Source organism: Leucobacter fengyongliangi (assembly GCF_052386045.1).
This window is the reverse complement of record NZ_CM126356.1, coordinates 19,896-45,827: the sequence shown is the minus strand read 5'-3', so window position 1 is coordinate 45,827 and position 25,932 is coordinate 19,896. Positions and strand designations below refer to the sequence as shown.

30 protein-coding genes are annotated in these 25,932 nt (G+C 66.6%); 9 read left to right on the top strand and 21 right to left on the bottom strand.

The genetic code is table 11. The features are described 5' to 3' along the window. Positions 1–2: 2 nt before the first annotated feature. The 5 genes from ACTNFK_RS00245 to ACTNFK_RS00225 all read right to left on the bottom strand — a co-directional run bounded on the left by ACTNFK_RS00245 (position 3) and on the right by ACTNFK_RS00225 (position 3,866). Complete coding sequence (locus ACTNFK_RS00245) at positions 3–557, bottom strand: ferric reductase-like transmembrane domain-containing protein (RefSeq protein WP_433645459.1); 555 nt, start codon at positions 555–557, stop codon at positions 3–5. Next, entirely contained in the window at positions 550–1,449 is a 900-nt protein-coding gene (locus ACTNFK_RS00240) for an FAD:protein FMN transferase (RefSeq protein WP_433645460.1), read from the bottom strand. The genes ACTNFK_RS00245 and ACTNFK_RS00240 overlap by 8 nt, the downstream gene beginning before the upstream one ends. 1 nt (position 1,450) lies before the next feature. Continuing rightward, complete coding sequence (locus ACTNFK_RS00235; protein ID WP_433645461.1) at positions 1,451–1,891, bottom strand: hypothetical protein; 441 nt, start codon at positions 1,889–1,891, stop codon at positions 1,451–1,453. A 107-nt stretch (positions 1,892–1,998) separates the two neighbouring features. Next, complete coding sequence (locus ACTNFK_RS00230; protein ID WP_433645462.1) at positions 1,999–3,186, bottom strand: sensor histidine kinase; 1,188 nt, start codon at positions 3,184–3,186, stop codon at positions 1,999–2,001. Beyond that, a complete protein-coding gene (locus ACTNFK_RS00225; RefSeq protein WP_435937584.1) occupies positions 3,183–3,866 on the bottom strand; it encodes a response regulator transcription factor in 684 nt (227 codons plus the stop codon). Before ACTNFK_RS00225 ends, ACTNFK_RS00230 begins: the two co-directional genes overlap by 4 nt. Positions 3,867–3,932: 66 nt before the next feature. Between ACTNFK_RS00225 and lipB the strand changes: the two genes are divergently transcribed. Continuing rightward, positions 3,933–4,580, top strand: coding sequence for a lipoyl(octanoyl) transferase LipB (lipB, locus tag ACTNFK_RS00220; RefSeq protein WP_433645464.1), 648 nt, complete (start codon positions 3,933–3,935; stop codon positions 4,578–4,580). After that, on the top strand, positions 4,577–5,566 hold the full coding sequence (lipA, locus tag ACTNFK_RS00215; protein WP_433645465.1) for a lipoyl synthase: 990 nt from the start codon (positions 4,577–4,579) through the stop codon (positions 5,564–5,566). The genes lipB and lipA overlap by 4 nt, the downstream gene beginning before the upstream one ends. 11 nt (positions 5,567–5,577) lie before the next feature. Here lipA and ACTNFK_RS00210 read toward each other — a convergent pair whose 3' ends face one another. From ACTNFK_RS00210 to ACTNFK_RS00185, 6 genes are all read right to left on the bottom strand, one after another. Next, positions 5,578–6,126, bottom strand: coding sequence for a MogA/MoaB family molybdenum cofactor biosynthesis protein (locus tag ACTNFK_RS00210; RefSeq protein WP_433645466.1), 549 nt, complete (start codon positions 6,124–6,126; stop codon positions 5,578–5,580). Continuing rightward, positions 6,123–6,605: a cyclic pyranopterin monophosphate synthase MoaC gene (moaC, locus tag ACTNFK_RS00205; protein ID WP_433645467.1), complete on the bottom strand. Its 483-nt coding sequence runs from the start codon at positions 6,603–6,605 to the stop codon at positions 6,123–6,125. The genes ACTNFK_RS00210 and moaC overlap by 4 nt, the downstream gene beginning before the upstream one ends. Continuing rightward, positions 6,598–7,875 carry a molybdopterin molybdotransferase MoeA gene (locus ACTNFK_RS00200; protein ID WP_433645468.1) on the bottom strand — a complete coding sequence of 426 codons (1,278 nt, stop codon included), beginning with the start codon at positions 7,873–7,875 and terminating at the stop codon, positions 6,598–6,600. The genes moaC and ACTNFK_RS00200 overlap by 8 nt, the downstream gene beginning before the upstream one ends. A gap of 2 nt (positions 7,876–7,877) precedes the next feature. After that, a complete protein-coding gene (locus ACTNFK_RS00195; protein ID WP_433645469.1) occupies positions 7,878–8,129 on the bottom strand; it encodes a MoaD/ThiS family protein in 252 nt (83 codons plus the stop codon). A gap of 90 nt (positions 8,130–8,219) precedes the next feature. Further along, positions 8,220–9,524, bottom strand: coding sequence for a type II toxin-antitoxin system HipA family toxin (locus tag ACTNFK_RS00190; protein ID WP_435937585.1), 1,305 nt, complete (start codon positions 9,522–9,524; stop codon positions 8,220–8,222). Then, complete coding sequence (locus ACTNFK_RS00185; protein ID WP_433645471.1) at positions 9,521–9,811, bottom strand: helix-turn-helix domain-containing protein; 291 nt, start codon at positions 9,809–9,811, stop codon at positions 9,521–9,523. The genes ACTNFK_RS00190 and ACTNFK_RS00185 overlap by 4 nt, the downstream gene beginning before the upstream one ends. 277 nt (positions 9,812–10,088) lie before the next feature. On the opposite strand from ACTNFK_RS00185, the gene ACTNFK_RS00180 reads away from it, so the two are divergent. Beyond that, positions 10,089–10,886: a HesA/MoeB/ThiF family protein gene (locus ACTNFK_RS00180; RefSeq protein WP_433645472.1), complete on the top strand. Its 798-nt coding sequence runs from the start codon at positions 10,089–10,091 to the stop codon at positions 10,884–10,886. Then, entirely contained in the window at positions 10,879–11,307 is a 429-nt protein-coding gene (locus tag ACTNFK_RS00175) for a molybdenum cofactor biosynthesis protein MoaE (RefSeq protein WP_433645473.1), read from the top strand. Before ACTNFK_RS00180 ends, ACTNFK_RS00175 begins: the two co-directional genes overlap by 8 nt. Before the next feature lie 2 nt (positions 11,308–11,309). Here ACTNFK_RS00175 and moaA read toward each other — a convergent pair whose 3' ends face one another. The 5 genes from moaA to fdhD are packed head-to-tail and all read right to left on the bottom strand — an operon-like array spanning position 11,310 to position 17,284. After that, the gene (gene moaA, locus ACTNFK_RS00170) at positions 11,310–12,362 is read right to left on the bottom strand and encodes a GTP 3',8-cyclase MoaA (RefSeq protein ID WP_433645474.1); all 1,053 of its coding nucleotides are present in this window, start codon (positions 12,360–12,362) and stop codon (positions 11,310–11,312) included. Positions 12,363–12,399: 37 nt separating this feature from the next. Further along, entirely contained in the window at positions 12,400–13,212 is an 813-nt protein-coding gene (locus ACTNFK_RS00165; RefSeq protein ID WP_433645475.1) for an ABC transporter permease, read from the bottom strand. Further along, entirely contained in the window at positions 13,209–14,009 is an 801-nt protein-coding gene (gene modA, locus ACTNFK_RS00160; protein WP_433645476.1) for a molybdate ABC transporter substrate-binding protein, read from the bottom strand. Before modA ends, ACTNFK_RS00165 begins: the two co-directional genes overlap by 4 nt. Before the next feature lie 13 nt (positions 14,010–14,022). Next, positions 14,023–16,347 (bottom strand): FdhF/YdeP family oxidoreductase, encoded by a 2,325-nt coding sequence (locus ACTNFK_RS00155; RefSeq protein WP_435937587.1) that lies wholly within the window; start codon positions 16,345–16,347, stop codon positions 14,023–14,025. A gap of 22 nt (positions 16,348–16,369) precedes the next feature. Next, positions 16,370–17,284 (bottom strand): formate dehydrogenase accessory sulfurtransferase FdhD, encoded by a 915-nt coding sequence (fdhD, locus tag ACTNFK_RS00150; protein ID WP_433645478.1) that lies wholly within the window; start codon positions 17,282–17,284, stop codon positions 16,370–16,372. A 78-nt stretch (positions 17,285–17,362) separates the two neighbouring features. Here fdhD and ACTNFK_RS00145 point away from each other — a divergent pair, with 78 nt between their 5' ends. Together ACTNFK_RS00145 and ACTNFK_RS00140 are read left to right on the top strand one after the other, a co-directional pair. Further along, positions 17,363–18,595 carry a molybdopterin molybdotransferase MoeA gene (locus ACTNFK_RS00145; protein ID WP_435937588.1) on the top strand — a complete coding sequence of 411 codons (1,233 nt, stop codon included), beginning with the start codon at positions 17,363–17,365 and terminating at the stop codon, positions 18,593–18,595. Continuing rightward, positions 18,589–19,458 (top strand): NTP transferase domain-containing protein, encoded by an 870-nt coding sequence (locus ACTNFK_RS00140; RefSeq protein ID WP_435937589.1) that lies wholly within the window; start codon positions 18,589–18,591, stop codon positions 19,456–19,458. Before ACTNFK_RS00145 ends, ACTNFK_RS00140 begins: the two co-directional genes overlap by 7 nt. Positions 19,459–19,462: 4 nt before the next feature. On the opposite strand, the gene ACTNFK_RS00135 is transcribed toward ACTNFK_RS00140, so the two are convergent. Beyond that, on the bottom strand, positions 19,463–19,870 hold the full coding sequence (locus ACTNFK_RS00135; protein WP_435937590.1) for a hypothetical protein: 408 nt from the start codon (positions 19,868–19,870) through the stop codon (positions 19,463–19,465). Positions 19,871–20,017: 147 nt separating this feature from the next. Between ACTNFK_RS00135 and ACTNFK_RS00130 the strand changes: the two genes are divergently transcribed. Continuing rightward, complete coding sequence (locus ACTNFK_RS00130; RefSeq protein WP_435937591.1) at positions 20,018–21,166, top strand: glutathione S-transferase C-terminal domain-containing protein; 1,149 nt, start codon at positions 20,018–20,020, stop codon at positions 21,164–21,166. A 147-nt stretch (positions 21,167–21,313) separates the two neighbouring features. Further along, entirely contained in the window at positions 21,314–22,051 is a 738-nt protein-coding gene (locus tag ACTNFK_RS00125; RefSeq protein ID WP_435937592.1) for a helix-turn-helix domain-containing protein, read from the top strand. A gap of 206 nt (positions 22,052–22,257) precedes the next feature. Here the strand turns inward: ACTNFK_RS00125 and ACTNFK_RS00120 are convergent, their stop codons facing one another. Genes ACTNFK_RS00120 through ACTNFK_RS00110 form a run of 3 tightly spaced genes read right to left on the bottom strand, consistent with a single transcriptional unit; the run spans position 22,258 to position 24,097 of the window. Further along, complete coding sequence (locus tag ACTNFK_RS00120) at positions 22,258–22,671, bottom strand: hypothetical protein (protein ID WP_435937593.1); 414 nt, start codon at positions 22,669–22,671, stop codon at positions 22,258–22,260. Next, entirely contained in the window at positions 22,668–23,675 is a 1,008-nt protein-coding gene (locus ACTNFK_RS00115) for a DDE-type integrase/transposase/recombinase (protein WP_435936268.1), read from the bottom strand. The genes ACTNFK_RS00120 and ACTNFK_RS00115 overlap by 4 nt, the downstream gene beginning before the upstream one ends. Further along, entirely contained in the window at positions 23,672–24,097 is a 426-nt protein-coding gene (locus ACTNFK_RS00110) for a hypothetical protein (protein WP_435936267.1), read from the bottom strand. The genes ACTNFK_RS00115 and ACTNFK_RS00110 overlap by 4 nt, the downstream gene beginning before the upstream one ends. Between ACTNFK_RS00110 and ACTNFK_RS00105 the strand changes: the two genes are divergently transcribed. Continuing rightward, positions 24,087–24,410, top strand: coding sequence for a hypothetical protein (locus tag ACTNFK_RS00105; RefSeq protein ID WP_435937594.1), 324 nt, complete (start codon positions 24,087–24,089; stop codon positions 24,408–24,410). The genes ACTNFK_RS00110 and ACTNFK_RS00105 overlap by 11 nt on opposite strands. 32 nt (positions 24,411–24,442) lie before the next feature. On the opposite strand, the gene ACTNFK_RS00100 is transcribed toward ACTNFK_RS00105, so the two are convergent. Then, positions 24,443–25,630 (bottom strand): methyltransferase, encoded by a 1,188-nt coding sequence (locus ACTNFK_RS00100; RefSeq protein WP_435937595.1) that lies wholly within the window; start codon positions 25,628–25,630, stop codon positions 24,443–24,445. Positions 25,631–25,932 lie beyond the last annotated feature (302 nt).

Sequence of the window (25,932 nt, the reverse complement as noted above, 5' to 3'; positions counted from 1 at the left end):
GACTACCTCCGCTGGTCCAGGGTTGCGGCAACCGTGCGCCGACTGGCGGCGATGCGGTACCCCACCGCTGCGAGCACGGTGGCGAGTGCGGCGACACTCAGGCCGAGGTACCACGCGCTTCCGGCATCGGTGCCGCTGCCCAGGCCGTGCGCGAGCGCCAAGGCCCAGAGCGGATAAACGGCCCAGTGGATCGCGCGAAACACGATGGCCGGGAGGCGGTGGCGGGCGAGGCTCGTGATGATCACCGCGACGAGCAGGTCGGCGGCGACTGTGCCGAGGCCCCGCCACAGGGGGTCGGCGGCAGCGAGGAAGGGGACGAAGAAGTCGATCACGCGCACCTGCGCGTACGGGTCGCCCAGCAGGGTAAGGATGTGAATTCCGAGAAACACCGTCGCCAGGAGCGAGACGTCGCGATGCACAACGCTGACGGCGAAGCGTGGCAACCCCGGCAGTGGCCTGCCGCGCCAGGTGAGGATGCCGAGCACGATCGTGCCGGTGAAGAGCAGGAGCGACACGATGCCACTCGCGCGGCTGATGGCCCACAGCACCTCAGACATGTGCGTGCTCCTTGACGCTCGGCCACCGCTGGGTGCGCACGACGTCGCCACTCGAGGTGACGAGACGCGCCGGGATCTGCCGCGCTTCCAGCCAGCTCGGCCCGGTTGAGCCGAGCACGATCGCGGCGGTTGCGGCGCTATTGGCATGCGCGCAGCTCCCGGCGATGCAGGTGGCCGCGCCCCAGGTATCTGCGGCCGGATGTCCGCTTCGCGGGTCGAGGATGTGCGAGGTCGCGGCACCGCCGGCCGGCAAGCGGCGGTGCCGCGTGCTCGAGGTCGCGATCGCGGCCCCTCCGGTCAGTGCAACCCGCTCGAGCGGATCTTGCGGCATGTCTTGCACGGTGATCACCCAGCCACCCGAAGGGCCCTGGGGGGTCGTCGCAATGTCGCCGCCGAGGGAAACGAGCGCGCCCGCGCGGATGCCGCTCTCAAGAGCTCGTTCGATAATGAGGTCGCTCGTGGTGGCCTTGCCCGTGGATCCAAAGTCGAAGCGCACCCCCGCGGGTGCGGTGAGCGTGCGCCCGTTGAGCGCCACGTCGCGCCAGGTGGCGCGAGACGCGACGCTCAGGGGAGTGGGGACGCTCCCCGCGGCGACCCAGCCGTGTTGGTGCAGGAGCGTGCCGAGGGTTGGATCGACGAGGCCGTCTGTGAGGCGCGCGCCGTCAAGGGCATCGCCGAGGATGCGCGCCAAGACCTCCGAGACCTGCGCCCCGGATGCGAGGTGGGTTGCGAGCGCCGCAATCTCGGAGTCAGTGCGAAACCTGCTGCACGCTCGATCCACATCGTCGATGGTCTGTTCGGCGATGCTGCGGAGCCACGGGAGGTCGGCCGGATCCACCACTGCCACTTCGGCGACCGTGGACCAGACCGGCCAACTGGCGGAGGCGGTCATGTTAGGAACCAGCGGTTGTGGCCTGTGAGACGGCGGTGCTGGAGGGTGCGACCGGGGCCGCGCTGCCACCGAGGTTCCAACTCGCGGACGAGGCCGGGGCCTGGGTCGTGCTGCTCGCGCCGCTGGTCGCGCGACCTTCGTACTCGTCATCGCCGTTGTCATCATCGGAGTCTGATTCGTCGCCCCAGCCGTGGTCGTCGTCGTCCCAACCATCGTCACTGATGCTCTGGCTTAAGTGAACCCCGACGACCGCGGCAGCGTCATCTCCTGCGGGGCTGCTGCTGGCAGTGGTGGCCGCGCTCGCCGTATTCTCCGTGCTCGAGGCCTGGGTGGTCGCCACCCACAGGGCTGCCGCGCCGATTCCAGTTCCGGCGAGGGTTGCCGCAACCAGGGTGCCGGTCAGTGCGCGTGCCCGTCGAAATCCATCTTCTCGAATGGTCATTGCAAGTCCTCTCGTCGTCACCGAAATGCCGGTACTTCAAGAGTGAGGCAGAATTCTTCCAGGATTCTTTGACGGATCGACGGAGCGACGGGCCGAATGCCAAAGGGTCAGGCACCCGGCAGGGTGACCTCGATCACCCCTCCGGCGAGATCCTCCCGGACGCGCACGGATCCACCGAAGCGGTGCACGATTTCGGCGACGAGGGCGAGCCCGAGACCATAGTGGTGGCTGGTGTCGGCCCCCGTGCGGTGCGAGGCGAAGCGCCCGAACACGTCGGTGCCCGGCGGAAATCCGTCGCCGTCGTCGGCCACCTGCAGGGTCACCGTGCTTCGCCCGGTCGTCACCGTAAGCGTCACACGCGTGCGCGCGTGGTCGATGGCATTTGCCAGGAGCGCTGTGAGGATCTGGCGCACACCTTGAGGGGTGGCCTGTGCGCGCGGGGCGGAATCTGCGTGAATCTCGAGACCGATTCCAGACCGCTCGGCGTGGGCCTGTGCGGCCGACATCGCGTCACGGGCAAGTAGCTCAACGTCGACCGGCTCGGCCGTGACCGGGCGATCGTCGGCGGCGGCGAGCAGATCTTCCAGGAGCCGCGTGAGCGACTGCGTGTCACGTTCGATCGCCCCGACCTCCGTGGCAATCGCAGCAGGGTCTGCCTCGGGCGTGAGCTTGCGACGCAGCAACTGCACGCGCGTGCTGAGCAGGGTGAGCGGGGTGCGCAGCTCGTGGCTCGCGTCGGCGACGAACCTCCGCTGCTTCTGCAGGGCGACGGAGAGCGGCCGCATCGCCCGGCGGGCGAGGAAATAGGCGCCGAGCGCCGCGGCCAGGGCCCCAACGGCACCGCCCGCGGCGAGGGCCCCGGTGATGCGATCCCGCTCCTCAGCCCGCTCGTGTTGGTCGACGGCCGCCTGGACGACGACGTCTTCGTCGCGTTCCGTGAGTACCAGATACTGGTGATCCTCGTGCTGGACCTTTGACGTGACTCGCTTCTCGCCCTGCATCACGAGTTCGAGCGCGGCGAGGTCGGGGAGCCCCTCGGGGAGGTCGTGCGTGGTGCGGATCACGCCGTCGGAGACGACGGCGACCGGCCCGCCGGGAGTGAATTCGGCGGGGAGTGGGCCGTCGAGCGCGGACTCAAGCTGCTGCTCGACGGACTCGCGAAGGCTCGCGTCGATGGATGTGTAGACGACCAAACCGACGATTGCGAGGATCACGGCAATAACGACGCCGAATTGCACCGCGAGGCGCCGGGCAGCTCGGGCGACGAGGGCGGCGTCCCTCCCGGCGCCGTTCATAGTGGGCCCAGGCGGTAGCCGATGCCCCGCACGGTGGCGATGGCATCGCGGCCCAATTTGCGCCGCAGGTAGTGCACATAGGTGTCGACGACCCCGAGTTCCGTTGCCTCAGGGAAGTTGGCGTGCAGCAGAGCCGAGCGTTCGAAGACGCGACTCGGCGAGCGAGCGAGCATCTCAAGCAGGTCGCTCTCGCGTTCGGAGAGAGGAATGCGAGTTCCGCCCGGAGTCATTACCTCGTGCGCGTCAACCATCAACTGGTTGCCCTCTGGGAGTGGCAGCGCTCGGGCCGTCTCCCGATGTCTGCGCAGGAGGGCCCGCACCCGTGCCAGTAACTCGGCGATGTCGAAGGGCTTCGCGAGGTAATCCTCCGCTCCCGAGTCCAGGCCTTCGACCCGATCGGCCGCATTGCCCAGGGCAGAGAGGATGAGCACGGGAGTGTCGATTCCGGAGCGCCGGATTCTCGCGAGCAGGCCGAGGCCGTCGAGTGCGGGGAGCCCCCGATCAAGCACCAACGCGTCGAACGGCTGTGTCAGGACCAGGTGCAGCCCCGCCTGCCCATCCCCCGCCGAGGAGACCGAGTAGCCCTCGCCCTCGAAGATCTCGATGAGCATGCCTCGCAGGTCGCGGTCATCCTCGACGACGAGCACCCGGGGGCCCTCGGCAGTTGCGGCCTCTGACATACCGTCATGCTACGCCCCGAGTGGCTGAGAAACTGGGTGCCTCAATCCCGACCTATACTGGTCCACATGCTCGACTACGTCGTCACGGGGCTAAGCGCCAACTCCGTGCCGTATAGCGAAGGCTTGTCCTTGCAGCGCGCCGTCCATCAGGCGGTGGTCTCCGGTGAACGTCCGGACACCGTCATCCTCCTTGAGCACGAGCCGGTCTTCACCGCCGGCAAGCGCACCGCTCCCGACGAGCGTCCGACCGACGGCACGCCCGTCGTCGACGTTGATCGCGGTGGCAAGATCACCTGGCACGGGCCGGGCCAGCTCGTGGGGTACCCGATCCTGCGCCTGGCTGATCCGATCGACGTCGTCGCCTACATCAGACAGCTTGAGAGCGTGCTCATTGATGTGGTGCGCGAGTTCGGCATCGCGGGTCAGCGCGTCGACGGTCGCTCCGGTGTGTGGATCGTGGCCGGCGGCGTGGAAGAGAAGATCGCCGCAATCGGGATCCGCGTCGCTGAGGGCGTCACGATGCACGGCTTCGCCCTCAACTGCTCGAACTCGCTGGATCCCTACGAGAAGATCGTGGCCTGCGGCATCCGCGATGCCAGCGTCACGACCATGTCGCGCGTTGCCGGGCGCACGATCACGACCGCCGACGTGCTCGAAACCGTGCAGGCGCGACTCAACACCGAGTTCGCAAGGGAAGAGATGGTCACGGCATGAGCGCGAGCCCCGACGGCCGACGCATGCTGCGCCTGGAAGTGCGGAACGCCGAGACTCCCATCGAACGCAAACCCGAGTGGATCAAGACCCGCGCGAAGATGGGCCCCGAGTTTCGCGAACTGCAGCAACTGGTGAAGTCTGAAGACCTGCACACCGTGTGCCAAGAAGCGGGCTGCCCCAACATCTACGAGTGCTGGGAGGATCGTGAGGCGACCTTCCTCATCGGCGGATCGCAGTGCACACGTCGTTGCGATTTTTGTCAGATCGACACGGGGAAACCGGCAGACTATGACATTGATGAGCCGCGTCGGGTCGCCGAGTCGGTCGCACGCATGCAGCTGCGGTACTCGACCGTGACGGGAGTTGCGCGCGACGACCTGCCGGATGAGGGAGCGTGGCTCTACGCCGAAACGATTCGCGAGATCCACCGTCAATCGCCGGGCACCGGCGTCGAGATTTTGGTGCCCGACTTTTCGGGCAAGCCCGAACTGCTCGGTGAGGTGTTCTCGGCGAGGCCGCAGGTCTTCGCGCACAACGTCGAAACTGTGCCGCGCATTTTCAAGCGGATTCGCCCGGCTTTCCGCTACGAGCGCTCGCTCGACGTGATCACGCAGGGGCGCAGCGCCGGGCTGATCACGAAATCGAACCTGATTCTCGGCATGGGCGAGGAGCGGGAAGAAGTCACGCAGGCGCTGCGCGACCTGCACGAGGCGGGTACCGACATCGTGACGATCACGCAGTATTTGCGGCCGAGTCCGCGCCACCTTCCGGTTGCGCGCTGGGTGCGGCCGGAAGAATTCGTGGAGATCAAGGACGAGGCAGAGGAGATTGGCTTCCTCGGCGTGCTCGCCGGTCCACTGGTGCGCTCGTCGTACCGAGCTGGTCGGCTCTGGGCGCAGTCGATGCGCAAGAAGGGGCTCGAGCTGCCCGCAGAGCTGTCACACCTCGCCGACGAGTCGCTGGGATTCGCGCAGGCGGTCGGTTGAGCCCGCGCGAATTACTGGCGGTCGGGGTGGGTCTTCGGGTGCCCGTGGCGCTGTGCGAGCAGGTGGTCGAGCACCTCAGTGAGGAGGTCGAGTCCATCTCGCACCCCACCGGGGGAGCCAGGCAGCGTCATGATGAACGTTGCCCCAGCGAAGCCTGCGACACCGCGGGTGAGGGCGGCGGTCGGGGTCTTCGCGGCCCCGCGCCTGCGCAACTCTTCGATGAGCCCGGGCACCTGCAAATCGAGCAGCGGGTTGATCATCTCGGGCGTGCGATCGCTGGGCGATACTCCGGTGCCGCCGGTGATGAGGATCACGGCGGGCTGCGATACGGCTGAACCGGCCGGACCGGCTGACTCGACTGATCCGGAAGGCTCGATCGGCACGAGTGCTGCCCGCGCGGCCTCCCTGACCGGTTCCCCGTCTGCCACGACGACCGGGCCCGTTACCGCGAACCCGCGGCCCTGAAGCCAGCGGCAGATTTCCGGACCGGTGGTGTCGGTCGCGACACCGGCCGCCGCGCTGGTCGAGGCGACGATGACGTGCGCCACCCGGGCGGTCACGAAATTTCCCAGTCGCCGCTCTTGCCACCGGACTTGGCCAGGACGCGGATGCCGCCGATCTCGGCGTGCCGATCCACTGCTTTGATCATGTCGTACACCGTGAGCGCCGCAACGCTCGCGGCGGTGAGGGCTTCCATCTCGACCCCGGTGACGCCGCGGGTCTTCACGGTCGCGGTGATGCGCAGGTGATGCTCGTCGCGCGCAAAATCGACGGTCACTCGCGAGAGCGGCAGCGGGTGGCACAGGGGAATGAGGTCGGGGGTGCGCTTGGCCGCCATGATGCCTGCGATGCGCGCCGTGCCGAGGGCCTCACCCTTGGGGAGATCGCCGGAGATCAACCGCTCAAGCACGTCGGGCTGAGTTGTTACGAGCGCCTCGGCGGTTGCCGTGCGCGTTGTCTCTGCCTTGTCGGTCACATCGACCATGTGTGCGCTGCCGTCGGCGCGCAGGTGGGTGAGCGAGGCGGGGGTGTCAGACACTGAGTCTCCAGACTTCGATGGGGGTATCGGCAGGCAGATGGCTGACACCCAACGGGATGTGGGCGAGCACCTCAGCCTCGGCAAGATCTGCGAGCAGGTGGGAGCCCGGGGCTCCGAGGTGTACCCGGCCGTCGGCATCGAGGCGGCCGCGTCGCACCTGATGCTTGTGCGCGGGCGAGTCGATGGCGTGCGCGAGTCGGAGGTGCGTGATCGGTAAGGAGGCCGGCTGCCCCGCGTATCGGCGCAGGTGCGGCAAAAGAAAGAGCTCGAGCGAGAGCGCCGAACTCACCGGATTGCCCGGAAAGCACAGCACGGGAACCTGCGCGCCGTCGAGCGACAGCGTGCCCCATCCCTGCGGCCCGCCCGGTTGCACGGCGATGCTCGCGAACGTCACCCCGAGTGGATCGAGCGCCTCCCGCACTACCTCGAAGGCGCCTGCGCTGATACCGCCCGACGTCACCACCAGGTCGTGCTCAGCGGCGTGCTTCCGCAGCACAGCCCGCAGGCGTCGCGGCTCGTCGGGAACGCGCTCGGTGGTGACCAGAGCCCCCACCTCGCGCAGCGCCGCGGCGAGTAACGGTGTGCTGGCATCGGTGATGCGGCCGGGGGCGAGCGGCTTGCCGGGTGGGGTGAGCTCGTCGCCCGTGGTGATGAGCAACACGCGAGGCCGGGGGCGCACCGGCACGGCCGCAATGCCAGCGGCAGCGAGCAGGCCGATGCGGGCCGGGGTGATCCGCCAGCCCGCTCGCAGCACGATCGACCCCGCTCGCAGGTCTTCGCCCCGGCGACGGATGAACTGCCCCGCTGGTGGTGGGGCGGCGAATCTCACACTGGCTGCTCGCTCGCCAGCGACGCCCAGCGCGAAGAAGCGGGGCGGATCCGCCTGCTCGATCGGGATTACCGCGTCGGCTCCGATCGGGATCGGTGCCCCCGTCATGACGGGCACGGCGAAGCCCGGCGGGTGAGCTGCTGGTGGGTCGCCCGCCGCGGTGACCGCGCCGACGAACAGGCGGGTGGATCCCGCAGCTCCCTCCTGGTTCCGGACGCTCTCGGGGCGATGCGCGAAATCCTCAGTGCGCACCGCGTACCCGTCCATTTGGGAGTTCTCGAACGGGGGCAGGTCGATCGCCGCGGTCAGGTCTGCGGCACTCACCCGACCCACCAGGAACGGGTCGTCGATCGGGAGCGGCTCGGAACGCGTGTCGAGCCCTGCAAGCATCGGTTCGAGCAGCGCGTCAACGTCGCGCTGGTGCTCGGCGAGCGTGCGCACGCTCAGCCGCCAGCAAACGCGGGGAGCACGTCGATCATGCTGCCGGTGAGCGGGGTGGTGCTGTCTCGCTGCACCCTGCCATCGACGAGAAACGACCCGGATTGCAGCACGCGATCCATGGGGCGGCCATAGCGCTCGATCAGTTCGTCGCGGAGTTTGCCCACCGTGCTTCCCGCGGGAAGCTCCCACGTTTCGGCCTCGCACAGCGCGGCATCGGCAGCAGCAGCAAAGTAGCGAACAGTGAAGTGAGGCATGTAATGAGTGTACTGACGGTCGTCGGCGGTCTTGCCGAGGCAGTGGTCGCCGCGGCGGGACTGGGCGCTGGGACTGCCAGGTGCCGCCGGTCAGTCGATAATCACAGGGCCTGGGCTCATCCGTGACGCAGCATTGCGCGCGTGCTCGCGTTGGTCATCGGGAAACGCGATAGCCATCTGGTCGATCTCCTGATCGGAAATTCCGGCGGCGCGAGCCACGTCGGGCCAGCCCTCAACGGCTTCGACCACCTCGGATAGTGCACGGTCCGCTTCGGCGCTTGTGAGCGCGTAGGTGCCCGCTGTCTCTATGAGGTTGCGGATGTCGCGATTGCGGGGGTCGTCACTGGGCGAAATGGGCCTTGAGTTGACAGTGCTGCTCATCGACGGGTTGATGTCGAACGCAGGGCTGAGGGCCCAGACATTTCCGGTGCGCAAGAAGCCGTGGTTATTCCAGTGGTCGTCGTTGTTGGAAATGAGCACATTCAGGGCCACCCGCTTGAACAGATCCTTGAGCTGCGCGAGATCACCACCCGTGACCTGGTCGGTGACATCTGCAAAATCCTGGTACGTCACAACGCCACGTTCTCGGTCTCCGATGCCCATCGCGGTTCTTGCCGACATGTAGCCGATGCGCTCACCCTGTGGTCCACGGTCGAAACGGTGCAGCGCGAGGCTCGACTTCCCGTCCGTGGTTCTCAAAAGGTCCCCACGTTGGACGTTGATGCCCGCCTTCCGCGCTAACGTGATGGCGACATACTCCCAGGCTTCACCATCACGGCGGCGATCACGCTCTGAGGGGAGTTTGATCAGCCGAAGCGCCCCGCCGATACGCACACTCACTTTGGGACGCGCACCACCGGCCGACGTGCCGGGCGCCCCCAGGAGCTCAATGTCTTCGGGTGTGGCCTCGTGGGCTTCAAGACGGGCAGCGGCCTCAGCGTAAGCATCCAGTCCGTGGACGCCGAGGTCTGTGACCTTTGAGGGTCCAAGCCACTCGCCATCGTCGTCAGCCCGAAAGCGGATTGCACCGAGCCTGGTTTCGTCTGCGGTGATTGCAAGGTAGTCGAAATCGTCAATCGTGCGAGGAATTGTCGGATCGGTGCGGCGAGCGTTCGCAAGGTCAGCGTCAAAAACCCGCCGACCCCAATCATCGGGGGTGAGGTCCTGGAAGGAGCCGAAGAGGCGTTGGTCATTGCCGGAGAAAATCTGGCCCGACCCGCGCGTGAGCCGAGGGTCGAGCTCGTATGCGCCCGGCACCCGAAAGTAGTCCTGGTCGTATGCGAAACTGCTTCCGCCCAGGTTCCGCCCGCCAGCGAACGAGGCAACCAGCCGTCCTGCCTTTACCGGGGCCCCACCGATCTCAACGTAGACGGTGAGCGCGTCATAGAGCTTCATTTGCTGTCGACCGCTTCAAGCGCCAAGGCCCGTCCAGCTTCGGTTTCGAACGGGTTAGAGGCCTGCACGAAGTGCTCCGCGAACCCGAGGGCTGACACCACCGACATGAGGGAGTCCAGCCGGGGGGTCCCTGTTCCCTGCTCGATCGCACGCAGAGTGTCTCGAGTCACATGGGATCGGCGAGCCAACTCTGAGGCGCTCAACCCTTGCAGCTTTCTCCAGGCACGGATGTTCTCACCAAGCGCCTTCAGGCGGCGATCACGCGCTGGAGACTCTCGACGAACCATGATTAACACCTCCAATGACAGGTAGTAGCAACAGTCTACCACCAAGTTGACCGTTCTAGCTGTCAGTTTAGGGTGGGACCCATGGATCTGAACCGCTGAGATGCGTTACAGATACTGCTGACCACGGGACGAAAACCCAGTGCTGAGCGGCGGCGGTGGAGGTGTCGCTGATGTGAGAAATGGCCCAGATCAAGGTGCTGATCCGAGTCATTTTCCAAATTTCACGATAATTGGGTTCGCTCATTACACGCCACCACCAGGCTCGTAGACTGATTGCATGCACTCCCAAAAAGCGGCGCGACCGGGCCCCTTGGTCGCACCCGTGGCTGGCCCACAGCCCTACGACTGGGGGCGGGTGAGTCGTCAGCTGGTGCTGCCCGAGTTCGGCGATGAGGCGCAGCGACGTCTGGCGGGTGCGCGCGTGCTGATCGTCGGCGCCGGTGGCCTCGGGTGCACCTGCGCTCCACTGCTGGCAGGCGCCGGGGTGGGCACAATCGGGCTCGTGGACGACGATCTCGTCGAACTCTCCAACTTGCACCGCCAGGTGGCCCACCGCACAGCGACGGTCGGGCGACCCAAGGTCGATTCCCTTGCCGAGGCGCTTGAGGCGCTGAACCCAGACGTACGGGTCAATCGACACCAGCTGCGTCTCACCGCGTCACATGCTGCCGAGCTCTTCGCTCACTACGACCTCGTGATCGACGGCAGCGACAATTTCGACACGCGCTACCTCACCGACGACGCGGCCCGGCTGCGCGGTCTGCCCGTCGTGTGGGGTGCGATTCAGCAGTACTCGGGGCAACTCAGCGTGGCCTGGCATCGCTACGGTGCGGGGTACCGGGATGTCTTTCCCGAACCCCCCGCCGAGGGGATGGACTGCGCCGGGGGTGGGGTCTTGCCGAGCCTGTGCGGCACCATCGGGTCGCTGCTCGCCACCGAGGCGCTCAAGCTCATCACGGGCCTCGGCGATCCACTGATTGGGCGCGTGTTGGTCTTCGACGCGTTGCAGGCGCGGATGCGCGAAATTCAGGTGCTGCCAATCGACGTGAGTGATCGGGAGGGCGCGCATGTCTGAAGCAGCGGTCGGGGCGGTGCACGCACGGGTCGTTGATACCCCACTCGACGAGACGGCGGTGCGCGCGGCGGTCGAACACCCGGAGTGCGGGGCCGTGCTCGTCTTCCACGGCGTCGTGCGCAATCACGATCAGGGCCGGGGGGTCAGCCTGCTCGAGTACCAGGCGCACCCCGAGGCGGAGCGTCTGCTTGCCGAGTGCGTCGGGGCGGAGCAGGAGCGCACCGGCGTGCGACTCGCGGCGGCCCACCGATTCGGCACCCTCGCCATTGGTGATGTGGCGCTGGTCGCCGCCGCCTCGTCGCCCCACCGGGCGGAAGCGTTCGCCGCGCTTGAGGCGCTGATCCACCGTATCAAGACCGAGGTGCCCATTTGGAAGCGGCAGTCGTTCGACGACGGGCCGAGCGAGTGGGTGGGGCTGTAGGGCTATCCGCCGATGTACGACATTTCGATGCGGGGCCGTGTCGATGCGTTGATCGTGGATCGGAGCTCCGAGTATCGGTCAGCTCGCAGCCCCCAGGTACCGGCAAGTGCCTCGCGCACGGCATCGTCGCCTGTGGAGTCGCGAAGGATGGCCCGGAGATCCACTCCCTCGGTGGCAAAGAGACAGGTGAACAGTTTGCCCTCGGGCGAGAGCCTGGCGCGTGAACAGGTGCCGCAGAAGGCCTGGGAGACGCTTGAGATGACGCCGATCTCACCGGCGCCGTCGACGTAGCGCCAGCGCGCTGCGGTCTCGCCCTCACGGGTCGGCGCGCTCGGCTCGAGCGGGTAGACGGCTGAGATTTGGCGCACGATCTCGGCGGAGGGCACCACGGCATCGAGATTCCAGCCGTTGGTGTTCCCGACGTCCATGAACTCGATGAACCGCAGGATCTGACCCGTTCCGCGGAAGTGTTCCGCGAGCGAAACGATCTCGTCGTCGTTCACACCGCGGGTGATGACCGTGTTCACCTTGACCGGGCCAAGCCCCGCCGCCGCCGCCGCGGTGATGCCGTCGAGCACCGCCGAGAGGGGAATGCGCACGTCGGCGATCCGCTGAAAGCGTTCCGGGTCGAGTGAGTCGAGCGAGACGCTCACGCGAGTGAGACCCGCGTCTTTGAGTGACTGGGCCTTCAGACGCAGCGCGGCGCCGTTGGTGGTGAGCGCGAGATCGAGCGGTCCTCCGCCCGGCGTACGCAGTTCCGCTAACCTGGCGATCAGTTCTTCGAGACCCGGGCGAAGCAGCGGCTCACCCCCGGTGAGCCTGATCTTCTCGACCCCGAGCGAGACGGCAGCTCGGGCGACCCGCAGAATCTCGTCAAAGCTCAGAAGCGCGGACTTCGGGAGAAACGCATAGTCGGCACCGAAGATGTCGCGCGGCATGCAGTAGACGCAGCGAAAATTGCAGCGATCGGTGACCGAGATGCGCAGATCGTGCAGGGGTCGGTTTCGGGCATCGCGTACCCCGACTGTGTCGGCCGCGCTCTGCGGTTCCCTCATCATGACCCCCTCGAGCGTCTCACCCTAACACCGGCGTTCAGAATGACCGCGAGGTCTTGCCGCCCAGCATCAGGAGCACGGTGAGTGAGGTGACGATGAGCACGAGGGAAAGGGCGAGCGCGACATCCTGGGTGACGCCGGCTCCGTTGAAGGCGCTGTAGATGGCGAGGGGAATGGTGCGCGTCGACCCAGCCGCATTGCCGGCGAACAGGGCGGTGGCACCGAATTCCCCTAAGGCGCGCGTGAAGCTGAGGATCACCCCGGCGATGAGTCCGGGCGCGATGGTCGGCAGGGTGACGCGGAACAGCACGACCAGGGGCGAGGCCCCGAGGGTCGCGGCGGCCTCTTCCGTCGCTGGATCGAGCGCGCGCAGTGACCCCTCGACGGAGATGACGAGGAACGGCAGAGCGACGAACACCTGCGCGATCACCACAGCCACGGTGGTGAACGGTATGCGTACGCCCAGCTCGGCGAGCGCGTCACCGAACACGCCGCCCCGCCCCAGCAGCGTGAGCAGGGCGAGACCGCCCACGAGCGGTGGAAGCACGAGTGGCAGCGTGATCAGGCCGCGCAGCACTCCCGACAGTGCGCCAGACGTGCGCGCGATCACGACAGCGAGGGGCACGCCGAGCACCACGCAGCAGATCGTCGCGATGGCGGCGGTCGCGAGGGAGAGACCGAGGGCACTGGCGGTCTCGGGAGCCACGAGGGTAGCGGGAAGCAACTGCCAGTCGATGCGCAGCAGCAGCGCGATGATGGGGAGCAGCAGCACGGCGGCACCGAGGAGCGCCGGGGCCACGAGTGCGGCGGGAATGCCCCGGGGGTCGATCGCCCGTGTGCGCGGGTTCATGCCGCGCCGAATCCGTGGTCGCGCAGCAGGGCCTGTGCGGAATTAGTGAGCAGGAAGTTCGCGAAGGCCCGCGCGGCCCGCGCATCTCGGGCACTGCCCAGCACGCCGACCTGGTACTCGGTTGCGGCCTCGTCCGCGCGGGTAATCGGCACACCATCGGCGGCATCTCCAGCGCTCCGCACATCGGTGCGGTACACGAGACCGGCGTCGGCGTGCCCGGCGGCGACCTTGCGTAGTACCGCGGTGACATTCTGCTCCTCGCTGGCGGCGCGCAGCACCACGCGGTCGCGATCGAGTAGCATCTGCGCCGAGCTCCCGCACGGCACCTCGGCGGCGCACATTACCACAATGGGCAGCACCCCGACCTCGTCGGGCTCGACGAGGTCGCCGAGCGACTGAATGCCCAGCGGGTTGCCGGGTGCCACCGCGATCACGAGCGCGTTGGTGGCGAAGGGCAGGGGGGGTGCGTCGAGCAGGCCCCCGTCTTCGACCTGCCGCATCGTGCGCTGATCCGCTGAAAGGAACACATCAACCGGAGCCCCGGCCATGATCTGCGTGGCCAGCAGGGCCGAACCGTCAAAGGTGGGAGCGGCAACCGAGTACTCCGGATGTTCGCGCTCGAACTCGGCCGCGAGCTCAGTAAAGACGGGCTCGAGCGAGGCCGCCGCGGCAATGTGGATCACCCCGCCTCCCTCGGTGCCAGCGGACGCGGGAGCCGGGCCACCCGCAGCGCACCCGGTGGCGGCCAGCGTGAGCCCCAGGGCGCACACCCTGAACGCGAGTGGCCAGCGGAGCATGATCTTCACCGTGCTACTGCGTGACCGGTCGGCCCACACCTACCGGTGTGTTCGAAGCCTCGAGGCGGATCACGACCGCCTTCGACACGGGCGTGTTGCTCTCGAGTGCGGTGCTGTCGAGCGGCACGAGCACGTTTGCCTCGGGAAAGTAGGCCGCCGCACAGCCACGAGCGGTGGGGAACGCGACGGTGCGGAAGCCGCGCAGCACCCGATCCGGTTCGTCTTTCCACTCGCTGAAGATGTCGACCGTTTGCCCGTCGTCGAGGCCGAGCTCGGCGAGATCGTCGGGATGCACGAAGATGACCGAGCGCCCCTTCTTGATGCCGCGGTAGCGATCGTTCAGGCTGTAAATGGTCGTGTTGAACTGGTCGTGCGAGCGCAGCGTCTGCAAGAGCAGCCGCCCGGGCGGGCAGGCGACCGGCTCGAGCTCGTTTACCGTGATGCGGGCCTTGCCCGTCGCGGTGTCGAATCTGCGCTCATCGCGCGGCCCGTTGGGCAGGATGAAGCCGTCACGCTGCCGGGTCTTCTCGTTGAAGTTTTCGCAGCCGGGAACCACGCGAGAGATGTGATCCCGAATCGTGTCGTAGTTGTCGATCATGCCGAGCCAGTCGATCCCGTGCCGATCGCCGAGCGTGGCGTGCGCCATGCCGGCGACGACCGCGATCTCCGAGCGCACCTCCGGCCCGATCGGCGGAATCTGTCCGTGGGAGGCGTGCACCGCGCACACCGAATCCTCGACGGTGATGTACTGGGGGCCGGCGCGCTGCACGTCGACCTCGGTGCGCCCAAGCACCGGCAGAATGAGGGCCTCCTCGCCCGTGACCACGTGCGAGCGATTGAGTTTTGTCGAGAACTGCACGCTGAGCCGCGCCTTGCGCATGGCGGCCTCGGCGAGGTTGGTGTCAGAGATGGCCCCGATCAGATTGCCGCCCAGCCCGACCCACACCTTGATCTGGCCCGCATTGAGGGCGCGGATCCCGTCGACGGCATCGACGCCGTGCTTGCGGGGAGGATCAAAGCCGAACTCCGTGCCGAGTGCGTCGAGGAACGAGTCGGGCATCTTCTCCCACACCCCCATGGTGCGGTCGCCCTGCACGTTGCTGTGCCCGCGCACGGGGGATGCGCCGGCACCGGGCTTGCCGATGTTGCCGCGCAGCAGCAGCAGGTTAATGATCTCCTTGATGGTGTCGACCCCGCGACGGTGCTGGGTGATGCCCATCGCCCACGCGATAATAACGCGGTCGGAGCTCATGTACCGCTCGGCGAGCTCGTCGATCTGGGCGCCCGTGAGGCCGGTGGCCTGCTCGACCTCGCGATCGTCGACCTCGGCGATGTGCGCAGCGAAGGCCTCGAACCCGTCGCAATGTTGCGCGATGAAGTCGTGGTCGAGCACCTGACCCGGCCGCTCCGCTTCGGCGGCGAGCACGCGCTTCGAGATCGCCTGCAGCAGCGCCATGTCTCCGCCGAGCCGGATCTGCAGGTACTGATCGGCGATGGCCGGGGGTTTCCCGACGTATCCGCGCAGCTTCTGCGGGTCTTTGTAGCCGATGAGACCCGCCTCCGGCAGCGGATTCACGGCGACGATCTTGGCGCCGTTTTCCTTGGCCTCCTGCAGCGCGGTGAGCATGCGGGGGTGATTCGTGCCCGGGTTCTGGCCCATGATGATGATGAGGTCGGACTCGAGAAAGTCGCTGTAGGCGACGGTCGACTTGCCGATGCCAACGCTGTATTGCATCGCGCTGCCGGTGGATTCGTGGCACATGTTTGAGCAGTCGGGGAGGTTGTTGGTGCCGAGCACTCGCGCGAAGAGTTGGTAGAGAAACGCCGCCTCGTTTGACGCGCGGCCGCTCGTGTAAAACGCCGCCTCGTCGGGGTGATCGAGCCCGTTCAGGCGCTCGGCAATGATGCGAAACGCGCTCTCCCAGTCGATGGGTGCGTAGTGATCTGAGTCGGCCGACTTATAGACGGGCTCGGTGATGCGCCCCTGCATCCCCAGCCAGTACTCGGTCTTGTCTGCGAGTGAGGTGAGCGAATTCTCGGCCCAGAAGGCACGCGGAATCTTCAGCGGGGTCGCCTCCCACGTCACCGCTTTCGCGCCGTTCTCGCAGAACTCGGCGAGCTTGCGGTGCTCGGGGTCGGGCCAGGCGCAACTCATGCAATCGAAGCCGTCTTTGTGGTTGATCTTGCTCATGAGCTTGAGCGTGCGGCCCACGCCCATGTTCTTGATGGCCGGCTCCATGGAGTGCAAGACCCCGCCGAGGCCTGCGGCATACTCCTTCGGCTCGGTGACGATCATGTCGGCGTCAGAGAAGTCCTCGTGCGGGGCGTGCGGGGTCATGGCGTGGGGGCCTTCCTTGTGGCTACGGGGTATCTGCGGTGACGGTCGAGACCGCAGTGAGGCGGGAATCTGCGGGAGCGAGGGAATCTGGGGAATATGACACTTCCTCGTGGCGGATCCGGTCGGGGCGACTGTACACGACCATCGAGGGCCCGCGAAGAAATCCCACCAGGGTGATCCCCGCCTCCTCGGCCAGGTCGGCGGCGAGCGAAGACGGCGCGGAGACGGCGGTGAGCATCGGAATGCCGGCCATCATCGCCTTCTGGGTGAGCTCGAAGCTTGCACGCCCCGAGACCATCAGCACGCACGAACGTGCGGGGATCCGCCCATTCTCAAGCGCCCACCCCACGACCTTGTCGACGGCGTTGTGCCGACCCACGTCTTCGCGCAGCACCAGCATCTCGCCGGTGACCCCATCGAAGAGCGCGGCGGCGTGCAGGCCCCCGGTGCGGTCGAAAATGGCTTGTTGCGCACGCAACGCCTCGGGAAATCGCGCGATGCGAGAGCTGTCGATCACGAGTGGATCATCGCCGACGGCGAAGTGCGACTGGGTACGCACGGCCTCGATGCTGGCCTTGCCGCAAATACCGCACGAACTGGTCGTATAGAACGATCGCTCGAGGCTCGGGTCGGGGGGAGCCACGCCGGGCGCAAGGCCGACGTCGAGCACGTTGAAGGTGTTGCCGTCGTCGACGGTCGCTCCCGCGCAGTAGCGGGCGGTCGCGTAGTGCTCGCGATGGTGGATCACGCCCTCGGAGACGAGGAACCCCGCAGCGAGCTCGAAGTCGTGGCCGGGGGTGCGCATGGTGATCGCCAGGGGACGGCCGTGCACCCGGATCTCGAGGGGCTCCTCGACGGCGAGCGAATCCGGTGCGACCCGGGCCGGTTCGCCGATCGTGAGACGAGTGACGCGGCGACGCGCGGCGATACGGGACATGGTACTTGGATAGCATCGATCACGGGGCGAGGCAAACGGACCCGCCTGTGAACGGACGGGATCGCGATCGTGAGAAGCGTGGCGGAGCACCTCGAGTGGATCCTGGCGCGCACGGAACTGCTGCCGGTGCGCGAGCTTCCACTTGCCGAGGCGCACGGTCTGACCCTCGCGGAGGCGGTCACCGCGCGTCACGACTTGCCCCTGTGGGATTCCTCAGCAATGGACGGGTACGCCGTGCGCGCCGCCGATGTGGTGGGCGCGACCGCCGAACGGCCCGTGCCGCTGCGCGTCGTCGCCGAGGTTGCGGCGGGCAGCTCCGACGACCCGAGTCTGCGGCCGGGCGAGGCGGCCCGCATCATGACCGGGGCGCCGGTGCCGAGCGATGCCGATGCCGTGGTGCCCGTGGAGCTCACCCTGGGCGACCAAGCGGACAGCCCGTGGGCGCGAACCGAGGTGCGCGTGCTGCGCGCCGTGCCCGCTTTGGCGAACGTGCGTCAGCGCGGTGAGGATCGAAAGATCGGCGACTCGATGGCCGAGGACGGTGACGAGCTGGGCTCGCTGCGACTCTCCGCGCTCGCCGCAGCTGGGATCGACCGGGTGCTCGTGCGTTCGCGCCCGCGGGTGGCGGTTGTCGTGACTGGCTCGGAACTCGTGCCGCCGGGCCAGGCACCGCGGCGCGGTGAGATTCCGGAGTCGAACTCGCTCCTGTTGGTGGGCCTGCTGCGCGAACTCGGTATCGTGCCGCAGGAAGTTCGCGTGAGCCGCGACACGGTGGTGGGCCTGCGGCGCACTCTCGTCGAGCTCGGCGAACGGGTCGACGTGATCCTCACCACCGGCGGCATCGGGCCCGGCCTGCACGATGTGGTGCGGCTGGCCATTGAGGATGAGCCGGAGATCGAAGCGGTGCGCGTGGCGGTGAAACCAGGTCAGCCGCAATGCGCGGGGCGACTCCGCTCCGGCGCCTGGCTCTTCGCACTGCCGGGCAACCCGGTGAGCGCGGCCGTGGGCTTCGAACTGTTCGTGCGCCCGGCGCTGCTGGCCGCGCAGGGGCGCCGATCGAGCGCGCGGCTGCGCCTTCCCGCCATCGCGGCCGTCGGGTGGCGCGGTGCCGTGGGGCGGGCGCAGGTGCTGCCGGTGCGGCTCCGAGTGAGTGAAGCTGGGCTGGTGTGTGAGCCGACGGTCAACTCGCGGGCGGTCTCGCACGCGGTGGGCGGGCAGGGCGCAGCTGAGGGGTTCGCCTGGGTGCCCGAGCACGTGGGCGACGTTGACCCGGGCGACCCGGTCGAGGTGTGGCGGGTGGGCTCGTGGTAGGTCGTGCCACTGACGCGATCATCCTGGCCGGGGGTCGCGGGTCGCGCCTCGGCGGAATCGACAAGGCCGAGCTGATGGTGCGCGGCGAGCGGCAGGTGGATCGGGTGGTCGCTGCCGCACGCGAGGCTGGCGTCGGCCAGATCGTCGTGGTGGGCCCTGAGCGCTCCGGGCTCGACGGCTGCACGCTTGTCACAGAGTCACCCCGCTTCGGCGGGCCGCTCGTCGCGCTCGCCGTGGGAATGTCTCCCATTACGGCCGGGTCGGTGCTGCTGCTCGCCTGCGACTTGGTGCACCCGGCGCAGGTAGTGGATCGCCTCCTCGCTGAGGAGTGGCCCCCCGTCGGCGCGCAGGCCGTGGTGCTGCGTGACCTGGAAGGCCGCGCGCAGTGGCTCGCGGGCCGGGTCGATGCCGGCGCGCTGCGGGCGGGTCTCGCTGCGGCGGAGCGGGAGGGCGAGCTTTCGGGGAGGCCGCTTCGTGACGCGTTCCGGTCGTTCGAGGTGCGGTTCGTGGACGCACCGGATGCGGTCGTCGCCGACATCGATACCCCCCAAGATCTTGCACGCACGAACACTGAGGAGACCCCCATGTCGAACCCTACGCACCTGCCGCCCGAGGCCTTGGAGGCCTGGCTGAGCGCAGCAGCACGGGAGGTGGGCCTGGACACGGCCGACGTGTCGATCGCGACGGTGCTTGACTTGGCGCGCGACGTGGCGCACGGGGTCGCGCGGCCCGCGGCTCCACTGACGACGTTCCTGCTCGGGCTTGCCTACGGTCGTGCCGGTGCCGGTGTCGACGCCAACCTTGACGAGCTCGCGGCGTCGCTCACTCGCCTCGCCGCCGACTGGGGCGACGCCGCGAGCTGATCCACTAGCGTTTCTCGGTCAGCACCCGGCGTAGCGCGGCGCGCGTGAGCATGAGCACCACGATCAGCAGGGTCACGGCGAAGAACCCGCCCAGCTTGACGGCGCCGCCAAACACGAGTTCGGTCAGCCAGAGAATCGCGAACTTGCTCCCGGGAAGCAGCAAGACCAGCGTGCCGATCGAGATCACCCGAGCGAGTACTGAATCGGCTCGCCGGAGCCTCTGCAGAGTTCGCTTCTTCGCCCAGGTGATGATCTCGAGCGCGAGTTTCATGAGGATGGCCGTCAAGAGGGTCAGGGAGAACGACTCGGAAATCACGTTCGGGAAGAACTGCACGTACAGGCCGAGCACCACGAGATATGCCAGCACATCGGCGAGGTCGACGGCACGTATCGCGGGTTGCTTCGTGGGCATCGGGTCTCCTCGCGATCGTCTCGGCACCGGGTCGAGGTGGTTTCGATCCTATGCTCTGACCCATCGGGAGATGCCCCGGTTTCAGTTCGGCTGCTCGACATAGACTCGGAGGCCAGTTCACACGCATCTCAATCGGAGGGCCGAGCCATGGCACACAACGAGAACACCAGCCCGACGAATGAAGCGAGCGAGGGTTTCTCGACGAAGGGCGCGTACGTGACCAGCGGGGCCGAATTTGATCGCGACACGAATTACATCGAGGATCGCATCGTCGCTGATCCCGATGCTGTGCGCGCGCTCCCCGCGCCCCCGTCATCGAAGGTCGGCTCGCTCGGGTACGGGCTGAGCGAGGGGGCCCAGGCGTGGCCGGTGGAGCCGGGCCGGTACCGGCTCATCGCGGCGAACGCCTGCCCCTGGGCGAATCGTGCGGTCATCGTGCGCCGCCTGTTGGGCCTCGAAGACGTCATCTCGCTGGGGCGGCCTGGCCCCGTGCACGACGTGCGATCCTGGACCTTCGATCTCGACCCCGGCCACCGCGACCCGGTGCTCGGAACCGAGCGGCTGCAAGAGAACTACTTCGCGCGATTCCCCGGGTACCCGCGCGGCATCACCGTGCCGGCGATCGTCGACGTTCCGACCGGCGGGGTCGTGACGAATAACTACCCGCAGATCACGCTCGACTTTTCGACCGAGTGGCGCGAGTTTCATCGCGAGGGCGCGCCGAATCTGCTGCCCGCGGGTGAGCTCGACGAGATGTGGCCGATCCTCGAGCGCGTGTTCACGGAGGTCAACAATGGGGTGTATCGCTGCGGGTTCGCTGGTTCGCAAGCGGCATACGATGCGGCCTACGCGCGCCTCTGGTCGGCGCTCGATTGGCTTGAGGATCGCCTCGCCACCCGCCGCTTCCTCATGGGGGGCACGATCACGGAAGCCGATGTACGCCTATTCACGACGCTCGCGCGCTTCGATCCCGTGTACCACGGGCACTTCAAGGCGAACCGCAACCGGCTCACCGAGATGGAGCATCTCTGGGGCTACGCACGGGATCTTTTTCAGACCCCGGGCTTTGGCGACACCACCGACTTCGTGCAGATCAAGCAGCATTACTACATCACCCACATCGACATTAACTCGACTCAGATTGTGCCAGCCGGGCCGGATCTCACGGGCTGGCTCGAGCCTCACGGTCGGGAGAAGCTGGGTGGCGAGCCATTCGGCGAGGGAACACCGCCGGGGCCAGTGCGCGAGAGCGAGCGGATCGCGGCCGGCCACAACCCGCTGGTTCCCGCGAGGTAGGTCGGCGTTTGCTAGGTGCGCGGTGGCGGCGCCGACCCCGACCCCTGGTTGCGGTCGCGAGAGTGAGCCTTCCCCCAAACATGTCACATGAATGCGACAGTTAGCTATTTTGTTGCTTATTTGCGACATAATTTCTATCCTTGAAGTATGAATGTGGGGCTTCAGCAGGTACTCGACGAATCTGCGCTCTCGCGCGCCCAAATTGCTGAGCGCGCCGGCCTCCATCGGGCCACGGTCTATCGTGCGGCCGACGGCTCCACCGACTTGCGAATAGACACCCTTGAAGAGCTCGCGCTCGCATGCGGCATGGAGGTCGCTTTCTCATATCGGCCCGCCTCGGTGCCCGCGGCCGCGGATGCAGGGCGAGTGATGCTCGATGCCGACAGTCTTGACCCCACGTCCGCAGAGGTTCTGACCTGGATTGAGCGTCTGAGGAGATACGCGGGTGAGAACCCTCTGCGAATCGCGGAGGAGGCCGGCCGGTACTCGTCGCTCCTCCATCGCCAGGGCGCGGTGTACATGGTGGGCGACTTCACCCCGGAACGACTCGCTTCTGCCGGATATGCCATTGGGAAAAACTGGGCGCTCTCTGGAGCCGTGGCGCTAGAAGCTATGGAGGCGGAGCTTCCAGCGGACGTGGTCTCCGTAATGTGGGTGAGCGATCCGCTCGCCGTGTCGCGGTTACTCTCAGACAGTGGCAGGGTCGCCCGCCGCGGTGCGAGCAGCGCAAATCTCATCCTCGCGACACCCACGTTCACCACACTGACGGGAATGGTGCCACTCGACGGCCTCCGCTTGGTGGCGCCGGTGCAGGCGGTGATCGACTGCGCGGGGCTCCAGGGGCCAACCAGGGATGCCGCGTTCGATGTTGCGAGGACCTGGTGATGGCTGAGGGAGGCAAATGGGCGGTAGGATCGGGCCCCTACAAGAAGCGCCCAGGAACCCGACCCTTGGGCTCGGCTGCCGCACCAGCGCAACAGCCTCACGGCGATCAACTGTCGAACTGCAGCATTTGGTGGGATGCCGCGAACATCGACTTTGGCAGGATTCCCGAGTCAACGGTCGAACGTTCCCGGCATCGGTTTCGCGAATCACTGCCAAACCTCATCTGGAATGCCGCAGCGCTGGAAGGCAACACGTTCACGCTTCCAGAGGTAAAGACCCTGCTTGACGGGGTGACCGTTGGCGGAAGGCCGCAGCGGGAGGCCAGCCAGATTCTCGCCCTTAGTGAGGGGTATTCGTTTGTCGACGATCTTGTTGGTGTGGAAAAATTCTTGCTCTCCAAGGAGATTTCCGATGCGGTGCATGGGCGCGTTGCCGTCCACGAGGCGATCGAGTCTGGCCACTTCCGAGGTGAGGGCCCAACTGGCGGGGGAGGAACCGTTCAGCTCGCTGGTGGGGGATACGTTGAGGGCTTCGAAGCTGGCGAGTCGGGAAGCCCGCGCATTGACCGGTACCGACGAACTATTGAGTATCTCGCTCTGTGTCAAGCTGTGTGGAGTCACTCGGACGTTAGTTGTGTGGTTTGTTTCGGGAGATTGATTCCCACGAGGTCCGCTGGTGCCGGCGTAACCGGGCGCCCGCGGAACCGTTCCGGGTGCGTGTCGTAATAGTGTTGCAACGCGAGGTCGCGGGTCTTCCACACCTCACGCCATGACCCGTCACCGACCTGAGCGGGTGAGAACAACGCGATCCCGGAGTGCTTGTGCTCGGTGTTGTACCAGGCCACATACTCGGCGAGATACGTGCGGGCGGCAGCAAGATCAGCGAAGACTCTGGGATAGCCGGGCCGGTACTTCATCGTGCGGAACCCGGCCTCGGAGAACGGGTTATCGTTCGAGACGTACGGCCGGTTATGCGACAACGTGACTCCGTGGTGGGTGAGCGCGTTCAGGAGCGCGTGTGAACGCATCGCTGACCCCGAGTCCGCATGCACCACCTCCGGGGCTCCGTAATGGGCGATCGCGGTCTCAAACATCTCGACCGCGAGGTGATCAGCCTCTCGTTCCTCGACCCGCCACCCCACGATCTCACGCGAGAAAATATCGGTGATCTTGTATGCCTTGAACGTTTTCCCCCACCACGGCGAGTACAAGTCAGTGATGTCCCACGACCACGCTTGCCCGGGCCGGGTCGCCGTCACGACGGGTTTCTCGCGTGGGGCCCGTTTCCCGCGCCGGGTCGGGACCTGCGGGCGCAGCATCTGCTCCTCGATGCCGGCAGCGATCCGCCACCACGTGCGACGCGACGCGAGCATCACTCCCGCATCCCACGCCGACGCGTACGCATGATCCACGGACACGCTCTTCGCCCACCCCGCAAGAATGTACCCCACGATGCGTTCCCGATCGGTCGGACTGATGCGTGCCCGGTACGCCCGCTCGGCCTGCGGAACCGGGGCCATCACCACTTGGCGGGGCTGTTGCCGGTAATGCCACGTCGCCCGGGACACCCCCGCAAGGCTCAGGGCCTTACGCTGTGACCCCGTGATGCGGGTGAGCTCGGTCACGAGGAGGTTCTCGGCGGTGATGAACTCTCTCGCCCGGTCGCCGGCAACGTATCGGGCTCTTGCTCGTTCAGCTTGTGCAAGAGCCCGATAGCTTTTCCCAACGCGTCATTCGTTCCCTCGAGTTCACGAATCCGGGCGTTGAGCGCGGCGAGTTCTGCGTCGTGTTGTTCTTTCGGGATGCTGCGCTGCTGGTGGGAGATCTCCCGGCGGGCCTTCGCGTCTGGTGTCATACCGCTACTCTCTCGCGGAATCATGCCGCGGTCGAGATCGCCCCCGAACACGGCATCTTGCCAGCGCATGATCTGATGCTTGGAAAAGGTTTGCTCTTTCAACCATCTCGTTTTCGTGCCATGGGGAAGGTTCTGGTACTCGTGCACATACTCACGGATTTCCGTGAGAGTGAAGCCCGGCGTGATCGACATGATGGGTGACCTTTCTGTCAACCGAGTGACTCACACACAGCCTGGCAAAGAGGGTCTCGAAGAAATCTCCGACCCTCGTGAACGAGCTCTCGTCTACTTCGCCGCAGCGACGAGGCAGCAGTTCTATTTCGACGGAAACAAACGCACGGCGAGACTCATGATGTCCGGCGAGCTGATGACGCATGGATTCGAGGTGGTGTCAGTTCCGTTCGCTCGCAAGTTTGAGTTCAATTTGGCTCTCGACACGCTGTTCACCACAAGCGATGCCACACCACTTCTCTCGTTCCTGGTGACCTGCACCCAGCCAGGGTGATCGCACTCGGCCGCGGGAGCCTTCCACCGGGATCAGGGAGTTGGTCGCCGAACCTGCAACCTCCACAGCGAGGTGACCTCTCGGGCACGCGCGGCGTGGAGGAGGTCTGAGGCATCTGCTGCTCGCCCGTGGGTGGGGGTCGTGTCGAGCCGATCGATCACGCGAAGCCCGGCACGATCGATCGCGTCGAGCAACATTTGCCGGCTCCGGAGGCCCAGGAGTTCGGCGAGATCCGAGATGATCAGCCAGCCCTCACCATCGTCAGTGAGGTGGTGCGGGAGGCCCTCAAGAAACTGCAGCAGCATCTTGCTGCCGGGATCGTAGATCGCCGCATCGAGCGTGGTTGCGGCGCTCCCGGGAAGCCAGGGAGGGTTGCAGACGATCAGGGGCGCCCGTCCCGCGGGAAACATGCTGGCAAGGTGGGCCGCGGCCGATTCCCACATGCCGAGTCGAGCGAAGTTGTCGTTCGCGCAGTCCACCGCGCGCTGATGAATGTCGGTGCCCACGACCTTCTCCACACCGCGGTGCACGAGCACCGCGGCCAGCACCCCGGTGCCGGTGCCGATATCGAACGCGAGGCTTCGATCGTGCAGTGGTGCCCGGGCAACGAGATCCACATATTCGTGGCGGGTGGGCATGAACGTTCCGTAGTGGGGATGGATCTTGGCACCCAGCGCGGGCACATCGACCCCGGCCACGAACCATTGGTACGCGCCCTGCACTCCGCTCAGCTCTTGCAAACTCACCACGGCTTGGCCCTCGCCAAAGCGAGGTTGCTCACCATACCCAAACTGCACCGCCGCACCGATCTCAGGCGCCCGGGGCAGGGGGAGCGTCGCAACCCCGGTCGCCTCATCAAACGTGAGGGGCACCAGCAGCAAAGACAGCATCCGTGACCGTTGGGCTCTGGCCTGGCGGATCCGGTAGAACTCCTCCGCGTCGCTCGTGACTGGCCGGGCCACCGTTCCCCGTCCGCTTTTAGATAGCCGCCGATCGATCGCGCTCAGTATCTGTTTTGCGTTGTGAAAGTCGCCCAGCCACAGCATCGCGGTGCCCTGAGCCGCGTACCTGACCGCCTGCGCGGCGGTGAGCCGGTCGTCGACCACGACCAGGTGTTTGGGCGCTGGCCGGGAGTTTGCAGACCACCATGAGGCGGAGTGCCGCACCCCGAGGTGCTCCCACGTGAGCGGTTGAATTGCGGCAGCGGGCTCCCCGGTCATGTGACACCAACCTCACTCGATCGCGCCGCTAGAGCTGTTGCTCCCGGCTCACGTGTGACCCGACCGTAGCCGCTGATTGCATCCAGCCTACCGAGGACGCGGGGCCTGGCACGGACTCGAACCGGTTCCTCGAGGAGCCGGTTCCGGTGGCCGTCGCCGCCTGGCGTGCCCCACCACGGGGAGAAGGCTCTCATAAGTTCGTGCGGTCGAACTTCGAAACGTAGCTCCCACGAAGTATGTGCTAACTTGACATGCATCGCCGCCCCAATCCGTCGCGGTGGGGATGCACAGCTGAGGAGATC

Excerpts from the sequence above, each read along its gene's own strand:
- moaA (WP_433645474.1), bottom strand. The coding sequence starts at position 12,362 with ATGAGGGAACCGCAGAGCGCGGCCGACACAGTCGGGGTACGCGATGCC.
- ACTNFK_RS00165 (WP_433645475.1), bottom strand. The coding sequence starts at position 13,212 with ATGAACCCGCGCACACGGGCGATCGACCCCCGGGGCATTCCCGCCGCA.
- ACTNFK_RS00245 (WP_433645459.1), bottom strand. The coding sequence starts at position 557 with ATGTCTGAGGTGCTGTGGGCCATCAGCCGCGCGAGTGGCATCGTGTCG.
- ACTNFK_RS00135 (WP_435937590.1), bottom strand. The coding sequence starts at position 19,870 with ATGCCCACGAAGCAACCCGCGATACGTGCCGTCGACCTCGCCGATGTG.
- ACTNFK_RS00190 (WP_435937585.1), bottom strand. The coding sequence starts at position 9,524 with ATGAAGCTCTATGACGCGCTCACCGTCTACGTTGAGATCGGTGGGGCC.
- ACTNFK_RS00225 (WP_435937584.1), bottom strand. The coding sequence starts at position 3,866 with ATGTCAGAGGCCGCAACTGCCGAGGGCCCCCGGGTGCTCGTCGTCGAG.
- fdhD (WP_433645478.1), bottom strand. The coding sequence starts at position 17,284 with ATGTCCCGTATCGCCGCGCGTCGCCGCGTCACTCGTCTCACGATCGGC.
- ACTNFK_RS00230 (WP_433645462.1), bottom strand. The coding sequence starts at position 3,186 with ATGAACGGCGCCGGGAGGGACGCCGCCCTCGTCGCCCGAGCTGCCCGG.
- ACTNFK_RS00125 (WP_435937592.1), top strand. The coding sequence starts at position 21,314 with ATGAATGTGGGGCTTCAGCAGGTACTCGACGAATCTGCGCTCTCGCGC.
- ACTNFK_RS00155 (WP_435937587.1), bottom strand. The coding sequence starts at position 16,347 with ATGACCCCGCACGCCCCGCACGAGGACTTCTCTGACGCCGACATGATC.
- ACTNFK_RS00110 (WP_435936267.1), bottom strand. The coding sequence starts at position 24,097 with ATGTCGATCACGCCGGGCTTCACTCTCACGGAAATCCGTGAGTATGTG.
- modA (WP_433645476.1), bottom strand. The coding sequence starts at position 14,009 with ATGCTCCGCTGGCCACTCGCGTTCAGGGTGTGCGCCCTGGGGCTCACG.
- ACTNFK_RS00185 (WP_433645471.1), bottom strand. The coding sequence starts at position 9,811 with ATGGTTCGTCGAGAGTCTCCAGCGCGTGATCGCCGCCTGAAGGCGCTT.
- ACTNFK_RS00240 (WP_433645460.1), bottom strand. The coding sequence starts at position 1,449 with ATGACCGCCTCCGCCAGTTGGCCGGTCTGGTCCACGGTCGCCGAAGTG.
- ACTNFK_RS00130 (WP_435937591.1), top strand. The coding sequence starts at position 20,018 with ATGGCACACAACGAGAACACCAGCCCGACGAATGAAGCGAGCGAGGGT.
- ACTNFK_RS00180 (WP_433645472.1), top strand. The coding sequence starts at position 10,089 with ATGCACTCCCAAAAAGCGGCGCGACCGGGCCCCTTGGTCGCACCCGTG.
- ACTNFK_RS00175 (WP_433645473.1), top strand. The coding sequence starts at position 10,879 with ATGTCTGAAGCAGCGGTCGGGGCGGTGCACGCACGGGTCGTTGATACC.
- lipB (WP_433645464.1), top strand. The coding sequence starts at position 3,933 with ATGCTCGACTACGTCGTCACGGGGCTAAGCGCCAACTCCGTGCCGTAT.
- lipA (WP_433645465.1), top strand. The coding sequence starts at position 4,577 with ATGAGCGCGAGCCCCGACGGCCGACGCATGCTGCGCCTGGAAGTGCGG.
- ACTNFK_RS00195 (WP_433645469.1), bottom strand. The coding sequence starts at position 8,129 with ATGCCTCACTTCACTGTTCGCTACTTTGCTGCTGCTGCCGATGCCGCG.
- ACTNFK_RS00100 (WP_435937595.1), bottom strand. The coding sequence starts at position 25,630 with ATGACCGGGGAGCCCGCTGCCGCAATTCAACCGCTCACGTGGGAGCAC.
- ACTNFK_RS00235 (WP_433645461.1), bottom strand. The coding sequence starts at position 1,891 with ATGACCATTCGAGAAGATGGATTTCGACGGGCACGCGCACTGACCGGC.